General features: G+C 63.0%; 16 protein-coding genes. 9 read left to right on the top strand and 7 right to left on the bottom strand.

The window, feature by feature from the left end:
- Positions 1–40 precede the first annotated feature (40 nt).
- From RX328_RS27055 to RX328_RS27025, 7 genes are all read left to right on the top strand, one after another.
- The gene (locus RX328_RS27055; RefSeq protein WP_213247425.1) at positions 41–1372 is read left to right on the top strand and encodes an N-acetylmuramoyl-L-alanine amidase; all 1332 of its coding nucleotides are present in this window, start codon (positions 41–43) and stop codon (positions 1370–1372) included.
- A gap of 233 nt (positions 1373–1605) precedes the next feature.
- Positions 1606–4110 (top strand): penicillin-binding protein 1A, encoded by a 2505-nt coding sequence (locus RX328_RS27050; protein ID WP_213247423.1) that lies wholly within the window; start codon positions 1606–1608, stop codon positions 4108–4110.
- A gap of 124 nt (positions 4111–4234) precedes the next feature.
- Positions 4235–5366 (top strand): peptide chain release factor 2 gene (gene prfB, locus RX328_RS27045; RefSeq protein ID WP_213247420.1). Its coding sequence is split into 2 segments (ribosomal slippage): positions 4235–4303 and positions 4305–5366, totalling 1131 coding nucleotides; the frame shifts between segments, so codons are not numbered across the junction.
- A 3-nt stretch (positions 5367–5369) separates the two neighbouring features.
- Positions 5370–6239, top strand: a complete 870-nt coding sequence (locus tag RX328_RS27040) for an NAD(P)-dependent oxidoreductase (RefSeq protein WP_213247418.1) — start codon at positions 5370–5372, stop codon at positions 6237–6239.
- Positions 6240–6312: 73 nt separating this feature from the next.
- Positions 6313–7218, top strand: a complete 906-nt coding sequence (locus RX328_RS27035; protein ID WP_213247416.1) for a DMT family transporter — start codon at positions 6313–6315, stop codon at positions 7216–7218.
- Positions 7219–7303: 85 nt separating this feature from the next.
- Complete coding sequence (locus RX328_RS27030; protein ID WP_213247414.1) at positions 7304–7987, top strand: helix-turn-helix domain-containing protein; 684 nt, start codon at positions 7304–7306, stop codon at positions 7985–7987.
- A complete protein-coding gene (locus tag RX328_RS27025; RefSeq protein ID WP_213247412.1) occupies positions 7984–8481 on the top strand; it encodes a cupin domain-containing protein in 498 nt (165 codons plus the stop codon). The genes RX328_RS27030 and RX328_RS27025 overlap by 4 nt, the downstream gene beginning before the upstream one ends.
- A gap of 35 nt (positions 8482–8516) precedes the next feature.
- Here the strand turns inward: RX328_RS27025 and RX328_RS27020 are convergent, their stop codons facing one another.
- The 4 genes from RX328_RS27020 to RX328_RS27005 all read right to left on the bottom strand — a co-directional run bounded on the left by RX328_RS27020 (position 8517) and on the right by RX328_RS27005 (position 13886).
- Complete coding sequence (locus RX328_RS27020; RefSeq protein WP_213247769.1) at positions 8517–10595, bottom strand: carbamoyltransferase C-terminal domain-containing protein; 2079 nt, start codon at positions 10593–10595, stop codon at positions 8517–8519.
- A 405-nt stretch (positions 10596–11000) separates the two neighbouring features.
- Entirely contained in the window at positions 11001–11450 is a 450-nt protein-coding gene (locus RX328_RS27015; protein ID WP_213247410.1) for an SRPBCC family protein, read from the bottom strand.
- Positions 11451–11660: 210 nt separating this feature from the next.
- Complete coding sequence (locus tag RX328_RS27010) at positions 11661–13013, bottom strand: M23 family metallopeptidase (RefSeq protein ID WP_213247408.1); 1353 nt, start codon at positions 13011–13013, stop codon at positions 11661–11663.
- A gap of 99 nt (positions 13014–13112) precedes the next feature.
- A complete protein-coding gene (locus RX328_RS27005; RefSeq protein WP_213247406.1) occupies positions 13113–13886 on the bottom strand; it encodes a peroxiredoxin in 774 nt (257 codons plus the stop codon).
- 216 nt (positions 13887–14102) lie between these two features.
- On the opposite strand from RX328_RS27005, the gene RX328_RS27000 reads away from it, so the two are divergent.
- Positions 14103–17771, top strand: coding sequence for a DUF3971 domain-containing protein (locus RX328_RS27000; RefSeq protein ID WP_213247404.1), 3669 nt, complete (start codon positions 14103–14105; stop codon positions 17769–17771).
- A gap of 68 nt (positions 17772–17839) precedes the next feature.
- Here RX328_RS27000 and RX328_RS26995 read toward each other — a convergent pair whose 3' ends face one another.
- Complete coding sequence (locus RX328_RS26995) at positions 17840–18094, bottom strand: hypothetical protein (RefSeq protein ID WP_213247402.1); 255 nt, start codon at positions 18092–18094, stop codon at positions 17840–17842.
- Positions 18095–18268: 174 nt separating this feature from the next.
- Positions 18269–19165 (bottom strand): class A beta-lactamase, encoded by an 897-nt coding sequence (gene bla / locus RX328_RS26990; RefSeq protein WP_213247400.1) that lies wholly within the window; start codon positions 19163–19165, stop codon positions 18269–18271.
- 113 nt (positions 19166–19278) lie between these two features.
- On the opposite strand from bla, the gene RX328_RS26985 reads away from it, so the two are divergent.
- The gene (locus tag RX328_RS26985; RefSeq protein ID WP_213247767.1) at positions 19279–20181 is read left to right on the top strand and encodes a LysR family transcriptional regulator; all 903 of its coding nucleotides are present in this window, start codon (positions 19279–19281) and stop codon (positions 20179–20181) included.
- On the opposite strand, the gene RX328_RS26980 is transcribed toward RX328_RS26985, so the two are convergent.
- Positions 20182–21429: an MFS transporter gene (locus RX328_RS26980; RefSeq protein ID WP_213247398.1), complete on the bottom strand. Its 1248-nt coding sequence runs from the start codon at positions 21427–21429 to the stop codon at positions 20182–20184.
- Positions 21430–21547: the final 118 nt, after the last annotated feature.

The raw sequence follows: 21547 nt of genomic DNA, 5'->3' as shown, positions 1-21547 counted from the left end.
TAATGCGGTAAGGGAAGGCTCCTCCGGAGGCACCGAATCGTTGGCGAGCCGCGCAAATCACCTTGTTTTGCTGGGATGTGGCCTATTGTGCGCCGCAGCATTGCTGTGCACCCAAATGATCGGCCCCAGCGCGGCCCAAGGGGGAGCCTCTCAACCGCCAGCTTCTGTCGCCGCCGTCCCCGACCCGGCGGCCGTATCGAGTTTCCCTGTTGCGTCTGATGCCCGGCTGGCTGGCGATGCCAGGCAGACCCGTTTCATCCTCGATCTGGACAAGCCGGTTCAGTTTCGCGCCTTTGCGCTCGCGGACCCCTATCGCGTGGTCGTCGACCTTCCCCAGATCAGCTTCAGTCTTCCCGCCGGGATTGGAATCGGGGGAAGGGGGCTGGTGAAGGCGTTCCGTTATGGTCTCGTCATGCCGGGCGGATCACGGATCGTGTTCGACCTGACGGGGCCGGCCAAGATCGCCAAATCCTATGTACTTGAAGCGGCCAACGGCCAGCCGCCGCGGCTGGTGCTCGAATTCGAACAGGTGGACCGCACCGCCTTTGTTCAGTCGCTGGCGCCGGAAAGCCGCCCCGAACTGCGGCCGGCGATCGCCGAGGCAAACGCCGCCGCCGGGCCGGATTCGTCAACGGCGGCCCAGCCGCCGCAAGCGCCTGACAAGCGGCCGGTGATCGTGATCGATCCTGGTCATGGCGGCGTCGACAACGGCACCCAGGCCGGCGGCGGCGACTTCATGGAAAAGAATCTGGTGCTGACTTTTGGCCTGGCGCTGCGCGACAGAATCGAGAAATCGGGCAAGTATCGCGTCGTCATGACCCGGACTGATGACAGCTTCATTCCGCTCGCCGACCGCGTGAAGATCGCACGCAACGAGGCCGCGGCGCTGTTCGTTTCGATCCATGCTGACGCCTTGCCGCGTGGCGAGGGCGACGCTCAGGGTGCCACCATCTATACGCTTTCCGATAAGGCCTCCGATTCCGAGGCCCAACGGCTGGCCGATACCGAAAATAAGTCGGACGCGATTGGCGGGGTAAACCTCGTCGACGAGCCGACCGAAGTCGCCGACATCCTGATCGATCTCGTGCAGCGGGAGACCAAAACCTTTTCAAACCGGTTTGCACGGATCCTGATGAGTGAAATGAAGAATACCGTGCGGATGCACAAGCAGCCGTTGAAATCGGCCGGTTTCCGGGTTCTGAAGGCCCCGGACGTGCCGTCGGTGCTGGTCGAGCTCGGTTACGTCTCGAACAAGGGCGACCTCGAGCATCTGGTCTCGGAAAATTGGCGGAACAAGACGGTCGGCTCAATGGCCCAGGCAATTGATGCATTTCTGGCCAAACGGCTGGCAACTGCCGGACCGGGCAAGTGAAAAATCCCGCTGCCTGAAGGTGGATTGAAAAGGGTGCCGTCCGGTGGCCCAAGCCCTAGTTTGGCCACAGCGGCAACGGTATAGAAAACAGACTGCTGGTCTTCGGAATCGGTCAATATTGTCCGCCGGACCTTTTATTGTTCGACCGCGTAGCGGCAACCCGTCCGGCGGGATTGCCGTGTCAGGATAGGCGCCGCGGATGACGGCGCACAGGTTGGAACGGAACTTCGATAATGCGCTTGCTGGTCCGGTTTTTGGGTTTCCTGTTTGCGGCCGGCACCGTTGTGTTCCTGGTCGGCGTGGCCGGCGTTGCGGGCGCGATCTGGCATTTCTCCAAAGACTTGCCCGACTACTCGCAGCTTCAGGATTACGAGCCGCCAGTGATGACGCGCGTGCACGCGTCTGACGGTGCGCTGCTCGGCGAATATTCCAAGGAGCGGCGGCTCTATCTGCCGATCCAGGCGGTGCCAAAACTCGTCATCAACGCGTTCCTCGCGGCCGAAGACAAGAATTTTTACGAGCATGGCGGCATCGACTTCACCGGCATGGCGCGCGCGGCCGTGCTCTATGCGCAGAATTTCGGCTCCAACAAGCGCCCGCAGGGCGCGTCGACAATCACCCAGCAGGTCGCAAAGAATTTCCTTCTGACCAACGAAGTCTCCTTCACCCGCAAGATCAAGGAAGCCTTGCTGGCGATGCGCATCGAGCGCGCCTATTCCAAGGACCGCATCCTCGAGCTCTATCTCAATGAAATCTATCTCGGCCTCGGCGCCTACGGCATCGCGGCGGCCTCGCTGGTCTATTTCGATAAATCAGTGAACGAACTCACCATCGCGGAAGCCTCCTATCTAGCGGCGTTGCCGAAGGCGCCCGCGGCGCTGCACCCGGTGCGCAACCGCGATCGCGCGGTGGAGCGGCGCAATTACGTAATCGATCGACTGATTGAAAACGGCTGGATCAAGCAGGCCGACGCCGACAAGGCCCGCAAGGAACAGCTCAACGTCACCAGTCGCGGCAACGGCGCGCATATCTTCGCCGGCGAATATTTCGCCGAGGAAGTCCGGCGCGACATCTTCGAGCGTTACGGCGAAAAGAAGTTGTACGAAGGCGGCTTGTCGGTCCGCGCCACGCTCGATCCGAAAATGCAGGTGATGGCGCGCAAGACCATGGTCGCCGGTCTGGTCCGCTATGACGAGGCCCAGGGCTGGCGCGGGCCTGTGAGCAAGCTCGACGTTTCCGGCGACTGGGGCGTCAAACTCGCCGACGTCAAATCGCTCTCTGATATCTCGCCGTGGCGGATGGCCGTGGTGCTGGAGACGTCCGACCAGTCGGCGCGGATCGGTTTCCAACCGGGCCGCGAACTCGGTGGCGCCGTCAGCAAGCAGCGGCAGACCGGCATCATCACGCTCGACGGCGTGCGCTGGGCCAAGGCGGCCGCGGGACCTACCAAGGGTAGGACGCCGAGTTCGGTAGCGCAGGTGCTGTCGCCGGGCGACGTGATCTATGCCGACCCGCTGTTCGACAAGGAGGGCAAGCCGGTCGAGGGCCAGTATCGGCTGCGCCAGTTGCCGGAAGTGTCTGGCGCGTTGGTCGCGATGGATCCGTGGACCGGCCGCGTGCTGGCGATGGTGGGCGGCTTCTCGTTCGACCAGAGCCAGTTCAACCGCGCGACCCAGGCCTATCGGCAACCGGGCTCGTCCTTCAAGCCGCTGGTCTATTCGGCGGCAATGGACAACGGCTATACGCCATCGACCGTCGTGGTCGACGCGCCCATTGAAATCGACCAGGGGCAGGGCGCCGGCGTGTGGCGCCCGGAAAACTATTCGTCCGGCAAATACGGCGGGCCGACGACGCTGCGCAACGCGCTCCGGCAGTCGCTGAATACCGTGACGGTGCGGCTGGCGCAGGACATCGGCATGCCATTGATCGGCGAATATTCGAGGCGCTTCGGCGTCTACGATGAGCTGCCGAATTACCTGTCCTATGCGCTCGGCGCCGGCGAGACCACAGTGATGCGGATGGTGACGGCCTATTCCATGTTCGCCAATGGCGGCCGCCGCGTGAAGCCAACCCTGATCGACCGCATCCAGGACCGCTACGGCCGTACCATCTTCAAGCATGACGCGCGCGAGTGCCGCGGCTGCGACGCGCCCGGTGGCTGGAAGAACCAGACCGAGCCGCAACTGGTGGACCGCCGCGAGCAGGTGCTCGACCCGATGACGGCCTACCAGATCACCTCGATGATGGAATATGTGGTGCAGGCCGGCACCGCAACGGTGGTCAAGGAAGTCGGCAAGCCCATTGCCGGCAAGACCGGCACCACCAACGATGAAAAAGACGCGTGGTTCATCGGCTTTTCACCGGACCTCGTGGTCGGCATCTATGTCGGCTTCGACAAGCCGCGCAATCTCGGCCGCGGCATGACCGGTGGTCATCTGGCCGCGCCGATCGCCAAGGATTTTCTCAAGCTTGCGCTCGCCGACAAGCCGGCGATCCCGTTCAAGGTGCCCGCCGGCATCAAGCTGGTTCGCGTCGATGCCAAGAGCGGCATGCGCGTCGGTCCGGGCGAGGGCGGCCGCACCATTCTCGAAGCATTCAAGCCGGGCACCGCACCGCCGGACAATTACTCGGTCATCGGCGTTGCCGACATGGATGGCCGGGCGCCGCAAGGATACTCGCAAGGCTATCAGCCTGATGCGGGCAACATCATGCGGCCCGGCACCGGCGGACTTTATTAGCCTGCCGGCATCAAACAAACCCGAGTTCACCGCCTGAGCCGATTGCGCTTTGCGGCGTACGCCGCTACATCCGGCCGTTGAAACATCCATCCAATAGCGGTTCCATCCGCAGATCAGAGAGACCATGCGCGCCGAAGTCGAACGCCTTGTTGAAGAGATCAAGCAGTCAGTCGGGCTGCTGAGGAGGCATCTTTGACGTCGAGAAATCGACGGCACGGTTGGCCGAGCTGAACAAGCTCGCCGAAGACCCCAACCTCTGGAACGATCCCCAGAAAGCCCAGAAGCTAATGCAGGAGCGCACCTCGCTGGTGGATGCGCTCGAGGGCATCGGCAAGGTCGAGCGCGAGCTCGACGACAATGTCGAGATGATCGCGCTCGGCGAGGCCGAGAACGATGAAGGCGTGGTCGTCGAGGCCGAGAACGCGCTGAAAGCTCTGAAGAAGGAGGTCGCCCGCCGCGAGCTGGAAGCGCTGCTGTCGGGCGAGGCCGACCGGTTCGATTCCTATCTCGAAGTCCATGCCGGCGCTGGCGGCACCGAGAGCCAGGACTGGGCCGCGATGCTCTTGCGCATGTACACGCGCTGGGCCGAAAAACACGGCTTCAAGATCGAATATCTGGAAGAAACGCTTGGCGAAGAGGCTGGCCTCAAATCCGCCACCATCCAGATCAGCGGGCACAATGCCTATGGCTGGCTGAAGACGGAAGCGGGCGTGCACCGCCTGGTGCGGATCTCGCCGTTCGATTCCAACGCGCGCCGGCACACCTCGTTTTCCTCCGTTGCGATCTTTCCCGTCGTCGACGACAGCATCAAGATCGACATCAAGGAATCCGATGTACGCACCGACACCATGCGCTCGGGCGGCGCCGGCGGCCAGCACGTCAACAAGACCGAATCCGCGGTGCGCCTGACGCATATTCCGACCGGCGTCGCGGTGGTCTGCCAGGCCGGCCGCTCACAGCACAAGAACCGCGCCCAGGCTTGGGACATGCTGCGCGCGCGGCTCTACGAGATTGAGTTGAAGAAGCGCGAGGAACAGGCCGCCGCCGATCAGGCCGCCAAGACCGATATCGGCTGGGGCCACCAGATCCGCTCCTACGTCCTGCAGCCCTACCAGATGGTGAAGGACCTGCGTACCGGCGTGCAGACCTCGGATACATCAGGCGTGCTCGACGGCGACCTCGACGAGTTCATGGCGGCGACCCTGGCGCAGCGCGCGTTCGGCACCGCGCCCGGCCAGGTCGAGGACGTGGACTAGCGCATGACCAACGTCGCCTTCATCGGGCTCGGCCGCATGGGCCATGGCATGGCCGGCCGCTATCTCGATGCAGGCTTTACGGTCGCGGTGTGGAATCGCAGCAAGGCAAAAGCGGAAGACCTGATCGCACGTGGCGCGCGGTGGGCCGCGTCCCCGGCGGACGCTGCCGATGGCGCTGAAGCTGTCGTGACTATGGTCGCCGACGACGGGGCATCCCGTGCGGTCTGGCTCGGCAAGGACGGCGCGGCTGCAACGATGAAGGCGGGCAGCCTCGCGATCGAATGCTCGACTGTCTCGCACCAGCAGGCGCTCGACATGGCGCGCGAACTGCGCGGCCGAGGGCTTACCTATATCGACTGCCTGGTCACTGGCCTGCCGCAGGCGGCGGCCAGCGGGAAATTGACCTTGCTCGTCGGCGCTGAGGCTGCCGATCTCGATCGTGCAAAACCGTATCTCGCGCCGATCGGCGACGTGATCAGGCATTTCGGCGCTGTGGGCACCGGCACCGTCTTCAAGCTGATCAACAATCTGATGGGCGCGGTGCAGATTGCGAGTCTGGCCGAAGGTGTCGCCATGGCCGAGCAAGCCGGGCTCGATATGAATCTCGTGGCGGATGCCTTGGCGACCGGCGCGGTGGCTAGTCCGCAGGTGATCCGGCATTCAAAGCGCATGGTGGCGCGCGATTTCTCCGGCGCGTCGTTTACCGCAGCGCTGCGTCACAAGGATGCGGCCTATGCCGTGGCGCTGGCCGAAACGCTGCTGGCAGACGTGCCCGTCAGCCGCGCCGCGCTCGCCGCGTATGAGAAAGCGAAGGCAAGCGCGCCCGACGATGACGAAGGCAAGATCATCGAGATCGTGTCGCAGCCGAACTAGGCTTCGGAAATCGGGTGGACGGCGACGCGCGTCCGGTCCTAGCTGGCCAGCGATTTCACCAGGTTCTTGCGAAATGACAGTCAGCGATGGCCGGATCGATGCCCGTGACTGGTCGCTGCTCGGCCTGCTCTCGATCCTGTGGGGTGGATCGTTCTTTTTCAACGGTCTGGTGCTAAGGGAATTGCCGCCGTTCACGCTCGTGCTGTTGCGCGTGCTGCTTGCCGCCATGATCCTGCTGCCGGCGCTTTGCGTGCAGCGACTGCCGTTTCCGAAGGGGTGGATAGGCTGGAGGCCGTTCTTCCTCGTCGCCCTGTTCAACAATGTGCTGCCGTTTTCGCTGATCGTCACCGGACAGATGTACATCCCGAGCGGGCTGGCTTCGATCCTCAATGCCACCACGCCGCTGTTCACGGTGGCGGTGATGGCGGCGGCGGGCGAGGAGAAGCTCATCATCAGACGTGTGGCCGGTGTGATCGTCGGCCTTGTCGGCGTCGCGATCCTTCGCGGCAGCGGATTAGGCTTTGCCAGCGGGCAGGGGCTCGGCGTCCTGCTGTGTCTCGCGGCGGCGCTGAGCTACGGCATCTCCGCGCTGATAGCCCGGCGCGCGCTATCGGATTCGCCGCCGCTTGCCACCGCCACGTTTCAATTAATGGCATCGAGCCTGATGATGGCTGTCGTCGCCGGCTTTTTCGAGCGGCCGTGGCAATTGCCAATGCCGGGCGCAGTGACATGGTTCGCGGTGTTCGGCCTTGCCGCGTTGTCGACGGCGCTGGCCTATATTGTTTTCTTCCAGGTGCTGCGGCGCTCCGGTGCCACCAACGTCATGCTGGTCACGCTGCTTGTGCCTGTTACGGCGATCCTGCTCGGCTCGCTCGTGCTCGGCGAGCAGATTTCGCCGCGAGAAATCGCGGGCGCACTGGTGATCGGCAGTGCGCTGCTGTTGATCGACGGCCGCGTACTGAAGTTTCTCGAACGTTAGTTCGCTCGCGCAGGCGACACGAAGCCAGCTTGACATTTGCCTATATAGCAATACGATTTGCCGTATAAGCAAAACGGAGAGCGACGTGGTTTCGGCAGAAGCTGGCCGGCGCGCCCGCGAGGCGGCGCGCCTTGCTGCAATTGGAGCCGTCATTCGCAGGGCCCGCTCGGCGCGCGGTTTGACGCTCGAGGAACTCGCCGGAATGGTCGGGCTGTCCGTGACATTTCTCTCGCGGATTGAGCGCGGACTCATCGCGTGTTCGATCGGTAACCTCTTGGAAATTGCCGGCGTCCTTCAGCTGCCGCCGGCCGAATTGTTTGCCGATATCGAAGGAGAGGACCGGACCCGCGCGTATCGCGTGGTGCGGTCAATCGATGCCATTCCATCGAAGGGCGCTGACGCAAATTATGCCTGGCGCAAGCTCGCCTCGGGCGTGGGCGAGCAGCGGCTGGAAACTTTCCTGCTCGAATTGTCGGCAAAACCGCGCAGGCCGACGTTGGTCGCGCATCCCGGCGAAGAAATGTGCTTCGTCCTCGAAGGCAGTGTCGAATTTCAGATCGGCGACGAAACGATCGCGCTGGAGCACGGCGATTCAGTTCATTTGCGCTCAGACATACCGCATATGGCGTGGGCGCGGGGGTCCGGCGGTGCGCGCCTGCTCATGGTGACATCAATCGAAAATCAGTCGGCCATCGCGGTTGAGTGGTGGAGCAGTATTGCGGGCAGGAAAAGCGAACGAGAGAAAACTGCAAAAGGGAGAGCAAAATGAGTGCTGTCAGGAGCAAGGACATTCCCGATACGGTGAACGCAAACGCGGGGCTGACGACCGCGCGCGAAGCGTCGCGAAAGGATCACAAGCCCTACGAGGCGCGTCATTTCGACGAAGTCGAATGGGAGACGATCCGCTGGCCGGGCGAAACAGGCAAAATGCTTTTTCACCCGAGGCCGGAGCGGCCGACAGAGCCGAATGCAGGGATTCTGCGGCTTGAGCCCGGCGCCTATCACCCCGAGCACTATCATGGCTTCGCGCAGGTCTGGCATATCCTGAAAGGCGAGTTTTCAATTGATGGAACGCTGCATGGTCCGGGAACGGTGCTGTTCCATCCCGACCCGCACTTTGAGGGCGAATTCCGCACCGAAACGGGCGGGGAGATATTCATCGTCCAGTATCCTGGTCCGACGACCGGTGAGCGCCCGATCTATAGCGGCCGGTTCAACATGGCGGAACGCAAAGCGGTTGCGAGCGAACGCGTCGATCTTTGAACCGGCGGATCACCCGATCTCCGAGAAGAAGCGAATTATCGCGTAGGCTGGCTGGAAGCTGATGTCTTCCAGTCGGCAAGCCAGCTTCTGAACCGTCCGCTGTCGCGCTCGCCGCCGTGCCAGGCTGCGGTGACGGTGCCGTCGCCGGCCACCAGGACCACGACATCGAGCCCCTTGGAACGGCGCAGCGTATCGATCGCCTGCTGCGGCGTCTGCGCAATCGGCCCCGCGACATTGAAGGAGGTGTTGACGGACAGCTCGACACCGATGTGGCGGCCGAGCGCCTTTAAGTACGCATAGGTGAGGGGATCGTCGCCGGCGCGCACGACCTGGATGCGGCCGGTGCCATCGGCGTGGATGACGGCGGGGATTTTTTTTCGCGCGTGCGGCTTCGAATGCGCCGTCAGCACCATGTAATTATAGGCATTGTAATCGGCATCCGCAGCGCCGGGCAGCAGTTCGAAATATTCCTGCGCCGCCTCCAGCGTCGCCATCGGCGCCAGCGGCCGAATGGCCTCGCGGTATTTGACGCGCGCGTTGAGCAGCTCGCGCACCGCCGGGTCGCAGGGGTTGGCGAGAATTGAGCGATGGCCGAGTGCGCGGGGCCCAGTCTCGGCCGCGCCCTGATACAGCGCAATCACGCCGTTTTGGGCGACCATGAAGGCCATCAGGTCGGCGATCGCTTCAAGGCCTTCAGGCGTCGAGATATCGCCGATCTTTTGCGAGGCGACGTCATCGGCCGCAACTGCATAGACGACGTCACCTTGCGACGGCGGCGTCCCGCAGTAGAAAGCATGGCTCATCGGCGCGCCGCGCGGAGCGCCGGCCAGATGTGCAAACAGCCAGGCGGCGCCGATGGTAACGCCGGGGTCGCCGGGCACCGGCGGCACCCACAGATGCAGCCGCGCGTCGCGCTGCTGCGCGTCGGCGAACCACGCTTGGTCGAAATGTTCGAGCAATCGCATGTTGCCGACCGCGTTCAGCGCGACGCCGCCGGTCAGCACCAGCCGGTTGGCACCGGTCGCGCGCAACAGATGATCGACGACGTGGATCATGGCGTCCTCGAACACCAGTTGCGTCGCGGCCGCCTTGTCGAGACGATCCTTGGTATCGGGACGGTGGTGGATGTCCTCGACACGCAGCACCGCATCCGGATTCCAGAGCTGGTCCGGCTTAAGCGGTTCGCCGAGGATTTTGGTGAGTGCTTCCTTGTAGGGATGGTCGAAGGGGTCGCAATACCAGTTGGCCAGCGCGCGATTGAGCCTGATGTCGCCGTTCGCCCCAAAATGCAGAACGTCGCGCAGCCGCGCGTAATAAGGATTGCTGGCGCGGTTCATGTCGCCCCAGGCGGCAGCGCCCATGTAGCGGCCCTCGCTGGACAACCAGGTCCATCCGCCCTGTGTCGACGAGATCACGCTGTAGAATGCGCCGAGTGAATCGAACATGCTGTCGTTGCAGTAGAGCCGGCGCAGCGCGCCTTGCTGGACCACATAGAGCGAGATCGAGCCTTGATCGCCGGTGCCGTCGAGTACCGCAATCGCGGTCGGCTCGCCGTCGTCGGCGAACGGCGAGGCGGCGTAGGAAAACCAGGCATGGTTGTCGTGATGCGGCAGGCAGATCAGCGGCACCCGCTCGGCAAGCCCGAGCTGGCGCGCGAGAATTTTTGGCGTCCGCGTCATCTGATCGAGGCGGCGGCCGTCGAAACCGGCTGCTTCGGTGGTGCGCACGAGTTTTATGCTCTGCGGCAATTCCTCGAGCACCGAGCGGGCCAGCGTGCCGGCGAGCGTCGGGTAATCCCAACTCGTGAGCCAGACATCGATGTCGCCGATATCGCGGCCCATGCCGCGCAGCGTCGCCACCGCCGCGTCGATCGACAGCTTTGGATATTCGGTGGTGTGCTTGTTGCCGGAAAAGCGTTCTTCTTCGTTGTTGACGATCAGCCGTGGCCCGTCCGTCTGGGTGACCTCGACCAGCGCCAGACCTGAATTATGCGTGCCGGGCGCGCCGAGACCTGCGAGATACACTGTCTCGCCGCGCGCAAGCTTTTCGCACACATGCGCGATCCGCGCTTCGGCGAACGCCGAGCCGAGTTGATGAAAGCCCGCAGCACCCATGGTTTTCGCCGCAAGCCATCGCGCGAAGCGGAATCCGCCGGCCGCGAGCCTGGGATGCCGCGGACCAATTCGTGTGTTCTGTTTCAACCCTATCCAACCTCTGGGCCACGCCGTCAGGCCAGGTCATGACGTAGGCTGCATCAACCACAATTGGCGGCAGGCAACAATGCCGTTTCGTGGTGCGTAATAAGCACATGTTTGCAACGTTGAAGCGCTTGATGTTGCCGATCTTGCTGCTGTCCGGCATCCAGATCGACTGAGGCAAACGACTTTTTCCCGATCGAACAGAATGCAGTTAATGAAGTTCAACGGCGAGGCATGGGAAGTATTCGGAGACGTTATCACCGGCGAGGTCGGACACCCCAAGATGAGGCACCACAGCGTGGTGCCTCTCCTCGACCGTCACTATTCCGGAATATCCGGTTCCACGAGCAACGCAAGCTGGGCAAGTGATTGCTGCCAGCCGAGATAGCAGGCTTCGAGCGGGATCACCGTCGGCAAGTTTGCCTGTTCGATGTTGATCTCGGTTCCGACCGAAACCGCTTTCAGCGTCACCGTGACCTCCATAACGCCAGGCAAATTGGGATCGTCGAACCGATCGGTGTAGCGAATACGCTCGTTGGGCACGATCTCCAGATATTCACCGCCGAACGAATGGCTGGTGTTCGTGGTGAAATTCGTGAACGACATCCTGAATGTGCCGCCAACCTTCGCCTCGAATTGGTGGACCTTGCAGGTGAAGCCGTAGGGCGGCAACCACTTGGCCATGGCATCCGCATCGAGGAAGGCGCGAAAAACCTTCTCCGGCTTGGTGGCGAGGACACGATGCAAACGAACGGTATTGCCTTGGGACATGACTTTTCTCCATTACTGAGCGGAGTATATCGCAGGATTGGGTTGGGTTCGCTCAGTCTCTGCCACAAGGACGCCTGGCCTCCATGCGATCCGACACGGGGCCAGAAAAAATTCACCGACGCGGGGCGCGCCGGTTCCGTTCACATGCCGGTAGACCGGCGACGTATTCCGCGAACAACAAGCGAGCACGCCAGTTCTGACGGCGCGATGCTAGCCTGAGCTGAGCCGCACGCCCGCGCGCAGGAATTTCTGCGGGTCGACGGCATCGCCGTCGATCCGCGTTTCATAGTGCAGATGCGGACCGGTGGAGCGACCGGTTGAGCCGACGGCGCCGATGACCTGGCCGATCTTGACGAAGTCGCCGACCCTGACGTGAATCTCCGACAGATGGCCGTAGCGGGTCGACAGCCCGTTGCCGTGGTCGACCTCCACCATGCGGCCATAGCCGCCCATCCATCCCGACGACACGACCTTGCCGTTCGCGGTGACGCGTACCGGATCGCCGGTCGATGCGCGGAAATCGAGGCCGGTATGCATCGCGGGTCGGCCGAGGAAGGGATCGCTGCGAACGCCAAAGCCCGAGGTGAATTCGACCTCGCCGACGACAGGTTTGCGGTAAGGCACCAGCGCGAGCGTCGCGTTGAGGCGCTGCATCTGGGCGCGGGTGAGGTTGATCCGGTAGAGCTGGCGTTCGAACGCACCGGCATCCGCCGGCAGCTTCACCGGCACGAACGGGCCACCAATGGCCGAGCGCGGCGTTGCCGCTTCGAGCTGCGCCATATTGAGGCCGAGATCGGTGAACACGCCACGCATGCGGCGCAGCCGCGATTCCATGCTGTCTTCGACCGAGCTCAAGGCCGCCATCTGCCGCCGCTCGATGGAATCCAGCGAGGTCTGCAGACGGACCAGGACATTGTCGACGCCCTGAACCTTGGCGAACTGATTTGGCTGCGGCTTGGCCACGACGGGCGTGCGCGATTCCAGCCGGGCCTCGCGATCCGGCGGTGCGGCGAAGATCACGGTGTCGCTAATCGGGGAGGGTTTTAGGCTGCCGGGGGCGGGTGTCTCCACGGCCGCGCCGCGCGCCGGGGGCCGAATCGAACCGGTTGCCGCGATATCCGGAATCGCGCCAAGCGCGGTGGCGCGCGATTCGAGCGCGGTCTGGCGGCGCATGATCTGGTCGAGCTTTTGGTCGAATTGTTCCTGATCGAGCAACTGGCGGCTGGTCGTGCGATCGACCTTGGCGCGCAGCTCCGCGATGCGGTCTTCATAGGCGTATTGCATCTCGGCCTGCCGGGCGATCAGCCGGGTCAGGACGTCGTCGCGAAACGCGAAATAGGTGGCGGTGGCCGCCGACCACATGCCAAGCAGCACGATCGTGCCGACGACGATCCAGAACACGACCGGGCCGAGCCTGACCTGCTTGCCGGCATGGACGATGGTGTAACCGTCACCGTCAAGCGCTGCGGCTTTCGCGGCATGGGGTGCCGGACGGCGGGGCGGCGTCCGGCCATGATCGTGGGGATGGTGGTGATCGGAATAATGACCGGAACGGTACGACATCGGCACTCCCGCGCCGGTCGGAAATCAGCTCCGTTCGGCTCAATTTGCCTGCCGATTTGACCCATTCATGGTTAATTTTTGGGAAATGGAACCTGCAGATCACATGGCGCGAACAGCAGCCAGCACCTCGTCGGCATGGCCGTCGACCCGCACATTGCGCCAGATTTTGGCGATCCGTCCGTCGGCGCCGATCAGAACCGTCGTTCGAATGATTCCCATAAAGGTCCTGCCGTACATCGATTTTTCGCCCCAGGCGCCATAGGCCTCGAGCATCTCATGTTGCTCGTCCGAGATCAGAGGAACCGAAAGCTGGTGCTTGTTCCGGAAGGATTCCTGGGCCTTTACGGTATCGGCCGAGATCCCGAGCACCACCGCTCCCGCATCGGCAAACGCGCTGCTGAGCCGCGTGAAGTCGATCGCCTCCCGGGTGCAGCCGGGCGTGTCGGCGCGGGGATAGAAAAACAGCACCAGTTTCTTGCCGGCATAGTCCGCCAGCGAGACACTGCCGCCGCCGTCGCGCGGAAGGCTGAAGGGGGGAGCCATGGCGCCTTCGACCAGTCCGGTTCCGGCAACTGGTTTGGTCGTATCCGATAGATTGGATTTTATTAACTGTTTCGATGTCGGCTTGTGCGACGCTTTGGCTGAAGCGGTCTTGGCCGTCTTCGCCGGCTTCCTGGCGGCTGCCTTAGTGGCGGTTTTGGCGGCCTTGTTGGCTAGCTTGGCGGCAGGCTTTTTGGCCGATGCCGGCGTGCTGCGGCGGGTGGTCTTGCTGGCGGTCTTGCTAGCGGCCTTGGCCGCGGCCGGTTTTGCGGCGGAAGTCTTGCGGTTCTTGGGGGATGGCATGGAGGATTTCTTGCGCGTTTTCTTGGACATACGCCTTCCTTTCGTCGCTTTCCGCGGATCAACCATTAGGGTATTGCGGGTCTCGCCTTTGACCGTCGGATTCGCTCCGGCTGCTGGGCAAGTTTGATGACCCCGGAGTATGGTTACAAGGAATTCGACGCTACCCCCGTCCGCTCGTCGATGGGACCGCCTAATCAAGCCTTGGGCCCGACCACGAGTATCAGTATTAATCGAGGATTGGCAGCGATGCCGGCACAGGAGCGCTCGATACCGGTCCAAGAGCGTGCCCTTGGCGGCGATCAACCTCAGCGCCGGCACCGAGAGGCAATGGCTAGGAATACTTCGCCCAAGGGGTCGAATCCGCGTGCCGAGGCCCAGCAATGGGATGACGCGGCGGGCTGGGAGCAGGACGAGGCGGCGGGCTATCGTGCGCGACGGCTGTTATCGCGCTCCAATTCCCGATTCCACCGGTTCGGCGACAGATTTGCAGCGTTGCAGCGATGGATGACCGGCGAGCGCTGGGTCAAGCGCCTGGCGATCGTGATCGCCGTGCTGGCGGTGATCTTCACCGGTTGTTTCGGCGGACTGTGGTGGCGGCTCGGCGCAGGGCCGATCAATCTTGACGTTGCGACGCCGTGGTTGGCGGCCGCGATTGAAGACAATATCGGCCATGGCAACACGGTCGAAGTCGGCGGTACGCAGATCGAGCGGGCCGGACGAATTCGAATCGCAGTGCGCATCCGCGACATCGTGGTCCGCGACCGTGACCAGGTCGTCGTCGCCACCGCGCCGAAGGCCGAGGTGAAACTATCGGGCATGGCGCTGCTGATGGGGCGGCTGCGCGCCGAGAGCCTCAATCTGGTCGATGCCGAACTCGCGGTACGAATCACGCCGGACGGCCAGGTGACGGTGTCTGCCGGCGACACCGACAAGCCGCTGGCGACCGGCGTTGCCTCCAAGCGCGATGCCGGGATACCCCCGACATTCCCCCGCCAGCCGCCTGCGCCGCCGCAAGGGGCTGCAGCGACGGCTTCCGATAGCACGCAGAGCGGATTGCTGGCTGGCCTTGACTGGCTCGACAGCCTCAGCCTGACCGGCCTGGACGGGCAGAACCTGAACGAGATCGGCCTCAAGAACGGCAATCTCATCGTCGACGATCAGCAGCGCGGCAACAAATGGACGTTCGAGAATATCAGCCTCAGCATGCGCCGTCCGAGCGGCGGCGGGGTTGCGGTGAGCCTTGGCGAGCAAGGTGCGCGTCCCTGGTCGCTCAAGGTCGTAGTCGGACCGCAGCAGAACGGCGTGCGGTCGGTCGATCTTCGCGCCGACAAGGTGCCTGCCGCCAACATCCTGCTGGCGATGCGGGTCAAGGACCTGACCTACAGCGCCGAGCTGCCGCTTTCCGGCGAGCTGAAAGGCGAGCTGGGTCGCGACGGTCTGCCGACCTATTTCCGCGGCAAGATCACCGCCGGCGCCGGAAACCTCATCGACAGCGATACGCCTGACTATCCGATGCCGATCGATTCGGCGGAGATGAGCGTCGAATGGGACTCCGGACGGCGCGTGCTGGTCGCGCCCTTCAAGATCATTTCCGGTTCGAACCGGATTACGCTGCTCGGCCATCTCGAGCCGCCGAACGGCGCCACCACCGAATGGCAGGCCGGCCTTAGCGGCGGCACCATCCTGCTGGCCGGCACCGACAACGAACCGCCGCTGATCTTCAACCGGATCGCGATCGGGCTGAAGTTCGACACCGATCGCAAGCGTGTGCTGCTCACCCAGGCCGATATCAGCAACGGTGAGATCGGCATCGCCGGTACGGGAACTATCGATTATTCGGGTGAGGCGCGTCTCCAGCTTGGTTTTGCGGGTACGCCGATGTCGGCATCCGCGCTGAAACGGATGTGGCCAATCCTGATTGTGCCCGAAGTGCGCGAATGGGTGATCGAACGCATCGAGCGCGGCACGCTTCAGCGCATCGAGGTCGGCGTCAATTCGCCGGTGCGCAATCTCTCGCGCAAGGGGCCGCCGATTCCGGACGATGGTCTGGCCGTCACCATCGTGGCCTCGGGAGTCACCGCGCGTCCGGTCGACGACATGCCGGCGGTCCGCGATGCCGATTTGAAGGCGCGGGTTACCGGGCGAACGGCGACGGTCACGATCGGGCAGGGAATTGCCGACACGCCCGGCGGCCGCAAGATCAATATTTCCGATTTCACCTTCGAGGTGCCGGACATGGCGCCCAAGCCGTCGCCGTCACGGGTGAAGTTCAGGGTCGACGCGTCGGTGCCGGCAGCGGCCGAGATTCTGGCGTCCGACCGTATCAGCGATCTCTCCGGCACGCTGATCGATCCGAACGCCAGCAAGGGAAACGTTGCCGCCACCATCACGCTCGGCATGCCAGTCAAGGGCTCGATGACCAAGGCCGACACGACCTACACCGTGATTGCCGATCTGGCCGGGTTTGCCGCCGACAAGCTCGTGATGAATCAGAAGCTGGAATCCAATACGCTCAAGGTGCTCGCCAATAACGCGGGCTACCAGGTCAAGGGCGACGTCAAGATCAATGGGCAGCCGGCTTCGCTGGACTATCGCAAACCGAGTGAGGGCGACGCCGATATCAGGCTGCAGGCGACGCTGGATGATGCCAGCCGCGCGCGCCTCGGGATCGATTTCGGACCCGCCGTGAGCGGCTCGATCCCGATCAAGGTGATCGGCAAGATCGGCGAGAACGACAGTCGCGTCGGCATCGAAGCCGATCTGACCTCACTGCGGCTCGACAACATCATGCCGGGCTGGGTCAAGGTGCCCGGCAAGTCGGGCAAGGCAACGTTCAATGTCGTGAAGAAGGAACAGTCGACGCTGTTCCAGGACATCGTGGTCGAAGGCGGCGGCGTTTCGATCAAGGGATCGCTGGAAGTCGACCAGAACGGTGATCTGTTGAACGCGAACTTCCCGACCTACGCGCCGTCGGACGGCGACAAGACGACGTTGAAGGCCGAGCGCGGCGCCGACGGCGTCGTGAAGGTCACGATGCGCGGCGACGTGTTCGACGGCCGCGGCTTCCTCAAGTCGGCGATCTCGGGCAAGGAAGCCGACCCCAAGAGCAAGTCGAGGAACATCGATCTCGATATCGACGTCAAGCTCGGCGCGGTCGCCGGCTTCAACGGCGAGGCGTTGCGCAGCGTCGACAGCAAATTCTCCCGCCGCAACGGCATCGTCAAAAATTTCACGCTCTCCGGCAAGGTCGGGCGCGACACGCCGGTGAGCGCCGATCTGCGCGGCCGCGGGCAGGGACAGGGACGCGACATCATCATCCTGCAGACCAACGATGCGGGTGCTTTCTTCCGCTTCACCGACACCTACTCGAAAATGGTCGGCGGACAGCTCTCGCTTGCGATGGAGCCGCCGACGGTCGAACCCAGCGCCAAGGACGGTCTGATCAACGTCCGCGATTTTTCCGTCAAGGGTGAAGCCGCACTGGAGCGCGCCGCCGCGGGCGGAGCGGCCGGCGTTCAGAACGGCATTTCCTTTACGGCACTTCGCGCCGAGTTCACCCGGCAGAGCGGACAGCTCACGATCCGCGATGGTGTCGTGAAGGGTCCGATCATCGGCGCGACCATCGAAGGCAGCATCGACTATGTCGGTAATGCCGTGCGCATGAGCGGCACCTTCGTTCCGATGTACGGATTGAACAACATGTTCGGCCAGATTCCCGTGCTCGGCCTGTTCCTCGGTGGCGGCAGTAATGAGGGGCTGATCGGCGTGACGTATGAGGTGGTCGGCACGCCTGGTCAGCCCGTGCTGCGCGTCAATCCGATTTCGGCCGTGATGCCCGGCGTGCTGCGCAAGATCTTCGAGTTCAACACCGGCAAGCAGAACAACACCCCGATCGAACTCCCGCCGAATAATTAGACAGGTACCGCGACAGGCGTGGATGATCGAATGCAAACTTCAGGATGGGAAGCTGCGTTCGGCTGACATCACTGCTCTGGTCTGCTTGCCAGACAAGGATCCAAGAGGACGTGGTTGGCGTCGCGTCGTCGATATCCGCCTCTTACGATGACCCTGTCGCCAATCGCCACGCCGTTGGATTGGTAGGTCACGCACATGATCCTGATATCCGGCGGTGAGCACAGCACGAGATACCACAAAATTTGATCCGTCTGCACCGCCGTCAGGCTGCCGACCACGGAGAGATCGATCCGGTACTCAAGTTCAGGAATGCCGTCGGCCATCCGCCTCACATCTCTGCAGTCGGCCGGCGTCCGCGCTGGCTGCTCTGCTTCGGAAAACGCGGGCCGGCCGGCAAATATATCCTCCGACGCGATCGATGGAGCCGAACCAGGTGCTGCAAGGTACAGGACGATGGTCGCTACCGACAATCCGGCAATTACGGCCTGCATTCCGACCTAGCCAGATGTCATGGCCGACACCGCCCGCGCGACCGAAGCCAAGGTGGCGTTTTGCTGCGCGGCAGGCACGGTGGCGCCGGTCAGATAGGCAGTGATCACGATGGGCGCCTTGCCGGGTGGCCAGATCACAGCGACGTCATTGTTCGTGCCTCGGGCACCGGTGCCGGTCTTGTCGCCGACGCGCCAATCTTTCGCAAGACCTGCGCGCAGTCTCGTATCGCCGGTCTTGTTGGCGATCAACCATGCCGTCAGTTGCTCGCGCGATGCAGCCGACAGCGCCTTAGTCCCAAGGATCAGGGCTTGCAAATTCGAAGCCATCGCATTCGGTGTCGTGGTATCGCGCGGATCGTCAAGCAAAGCCTCGTTGAGCGAGGGCTCATCCCGGTCTAACCGCGTGACTTGGTCGCCGAGACTCCGTGCGAAGGCTGTCAGCCCCGGCGGTCCGCCGATGCTGGCGAGTAGCAGATTGCCGGCCGTGTTGTCGCTTCGCGTCACCGCCGCTTCGCAAATTTCAGCGAGTGTCATGCCGCCGCCAACGCCAACGCGCGTTTCGGTCACGGGTGAGTTCACGACGAGTGCGGATGCCTCGAAGGTTATGCGCCGCGTCAACAGTTCCTTGCCGGCATCTACCCCTGCCAGGATCGCGGCGGCTGCCAGCACTTTGAAGGTGCTGCACATCGGAAAGCGCTCGTCGCCCCGATGGATATGACGAGTGCCCGTTGCCGTTTCCAGGACGCAAACACCGAGCCGGCCGCCGCTTTCGCTCTCCAGACGCTTGATCTCGTCGATCAGTCGTTGATTCGTGGTCGATGCAAATATCGCTTGCTGGCCGCTCAAAGCAGTCGTTATCAGCGCTGCACCGCATCCAAGCTGAAACTGTCTTCTCGTGATCACAATGAATCCCTCCTTGCTGCGAGCAGGAAGGTGCCGATCGGTCGCTGTCTTGACAAACGATGAGTTCTGCGGGCAGGCATAAGAAAAACTAAGGACGAGCAATGCGTCGCCGGATGAAGCTTTCGCACCTTCCGCTCAATGCGCTACGGGCCTTTGAAGCGACAGCGCGCCATCTCAGTTTCACCCGTGCTGGCCTGGAGCTTCGGGTTACACAGGCGGCCGTTAGCCAGCATGTGAAAGTGCTGGAGAACCGGCTAGGCGTACAGTTGTTTCGCCGGCTACCCCGCGGCGTTGCGCTCACCGATGAAGGACAGTTGCTGCTGCCGAGCATTGTCGAGGCTTTCGGCCGGCTCACCGAAACGCTCAATCGTTTTGAAGACGGCCACTACCAGGACGTCATCGCGGTCGGTGTGGTCGGTACCTTCGCTTCGGGATGGCTGTTGCCGCGGCTCGATGCTTTCAGGAAAGCCTATCCACGGATCGATTTGCGCCTGTTTACCAACAACAATCGTATCGATATTGCGGGTGAAGGCCTCGATTACGCGATCAGGTTTGGCGATGGCCTTTGGCATGGCACTGAGGCGACCCACTTGATGGGAGCGCCATTTACCCCATTCTGCGCGCCGTCGCTGGCTCGCAGGCTGAGCCGGCCGGCCGATCTCAAGCGCGAGGTATTGCTACGTTCCTACCGACAGGAAGAATGGCCGCGATGGTTTGCCGCGGCCGGACTGCAGAGTCCGGTGCTCAAGGGGATGGTCTTCGATTCATCCATCACGATCGCCAGTGTAGCGGCGCGCGGTTTCGGCGTTGCATTGTTGCCGGCGGTATTGTTTCAGGACGAGATCCGCCAGCGGCGGCTGGTACGTCCTTTTGAGATCGAAGTCGCGCTAGGCGATTATTGGATTACATCGCTGCACTCCCGGCGACCGACAGCCGCGATGCTCTCATTCAAGAGCTGGCTGCTTGAAACGATCGCAGCAACAAAGAGGAGCCCTGGCAAGCAGGCCGGGACGTAGCTACCGCCGCAGCGCCGGGACCACGAGGAACGGAATCATCCCGAGCACAACGGCGACCAGCGCGAATGCGATCACGGGGTTGTAGCTGTGGGTCCAGTCGTGGATCAGGCCGCCGGCCCAGGCGCCGAGCCCCGAGCCAAGGCCGCTGCCGATCGAGATCGTGCCGTAGATGGTGCCGACCCGTTCGCCGCGAAAGATCTTCATCGCGGTTGCCGTGATCAGCGGGCCGCGCGAGCCGATCATGCTGCCGAAGGTCACGACGAAGGCGCCGAGCAGCCAGAAGTTCGGATAGAACTGCAGCAGCCAGAGCAGGATGATGCCGACGATCGAGATCGCGTAGCTGAGCAGCACCGATGGACGTCGTCCGATCATCGCATCGAGCTGGGTGACGCCCAGCATGCCGAACAGCAGCACGACGCCGGAAAAGCCCCAGGCGGTTGCGGCCTGCAGGGGCGGGAAGCCGGCATCGATCAGATAGGCGACGATCTGCGCCGCAAGCGCATACATCCCAACGGCCGTAAAAAAGAAGGTCGAAAACAGCGCCCAGAACGCGTGGTGACGCATCGCGCTGCCGAGCGTCCAGCCGCCGTCGACGAAATCGGGATCGGTCTTTTTGGCGATGTGTGGCGAGCCCGTCGAGAACAGCCGCCACGGCAGCAGCAACAACGGCAGCAGCAGACACAGCGCAACAATACCGAACGTCTGATAGGCGCCGCGCCAGCCAAAATGATCGATCAGAAGCTGCGACGCCGGCAGCAGCACCAGCACGCCCGCGCCGGCCGCGGAATAGACCACCGCCATCGCGGTCGGCAATCGCCGGCCGAACCAGCGGCCGAGCAGAATCGAATTCGGCACGTTACCGATGAATGCGATGCCGATCCCGAGGGAGAGGCCGACGCTCAATTGGAATTGCCACAGGGCCTGCGCGCGGGAGGCCACGAGAAACGCGCTGCCGAGCAGCAGCAGTCCCAACGAATAGACGATGCGGGGGCCGTAGCGGTCGAACAGCCGGCCCACCACCGGCGCTGTCAGTCCTCCGGCCAGCCAGGTCATCGAATAAACCGAAACCACCTCCGCGCGGTCCCAGCCGAAATTCTCCGAGATCGGTTTGAGGAAAACCGTAAAGCTCTCGCCGAGTCCGCGGCCGAGCAGCGCCAGCGTGAAGCACAGCGCCAGCACGTTGAGCGCAATCCGCCCCGGCTTGAGCGGCTGCGTCGCGATATCCTCCCCGCGAGTCTTGTTATCCATGCGAGCAGGGAGCGCGTTTCTGCCGATACCGCAAGCCTCAAAAACGAATGCACCTATGCAGGTCTGATTAAGGGCGCGTACTCGTAAATCGAACTCGATTGGTGCGCCCTTGGCCGAT

The organism is Bradyrhizobium sp. sBnM-33, from assembly GCF_032917945.1.
Taxonomy (GTDB): Bacteria; Pseudomonadota; Alphaproteobacteria; order Rhizobiales; family Xanthobacteraceae; genus Bradyrhizobium.
The sequence above is the reverse complement of the archived record's forward strand: the minus strand, read 5'-3'. Positions and strand labels throughout refer to the sequence as shown.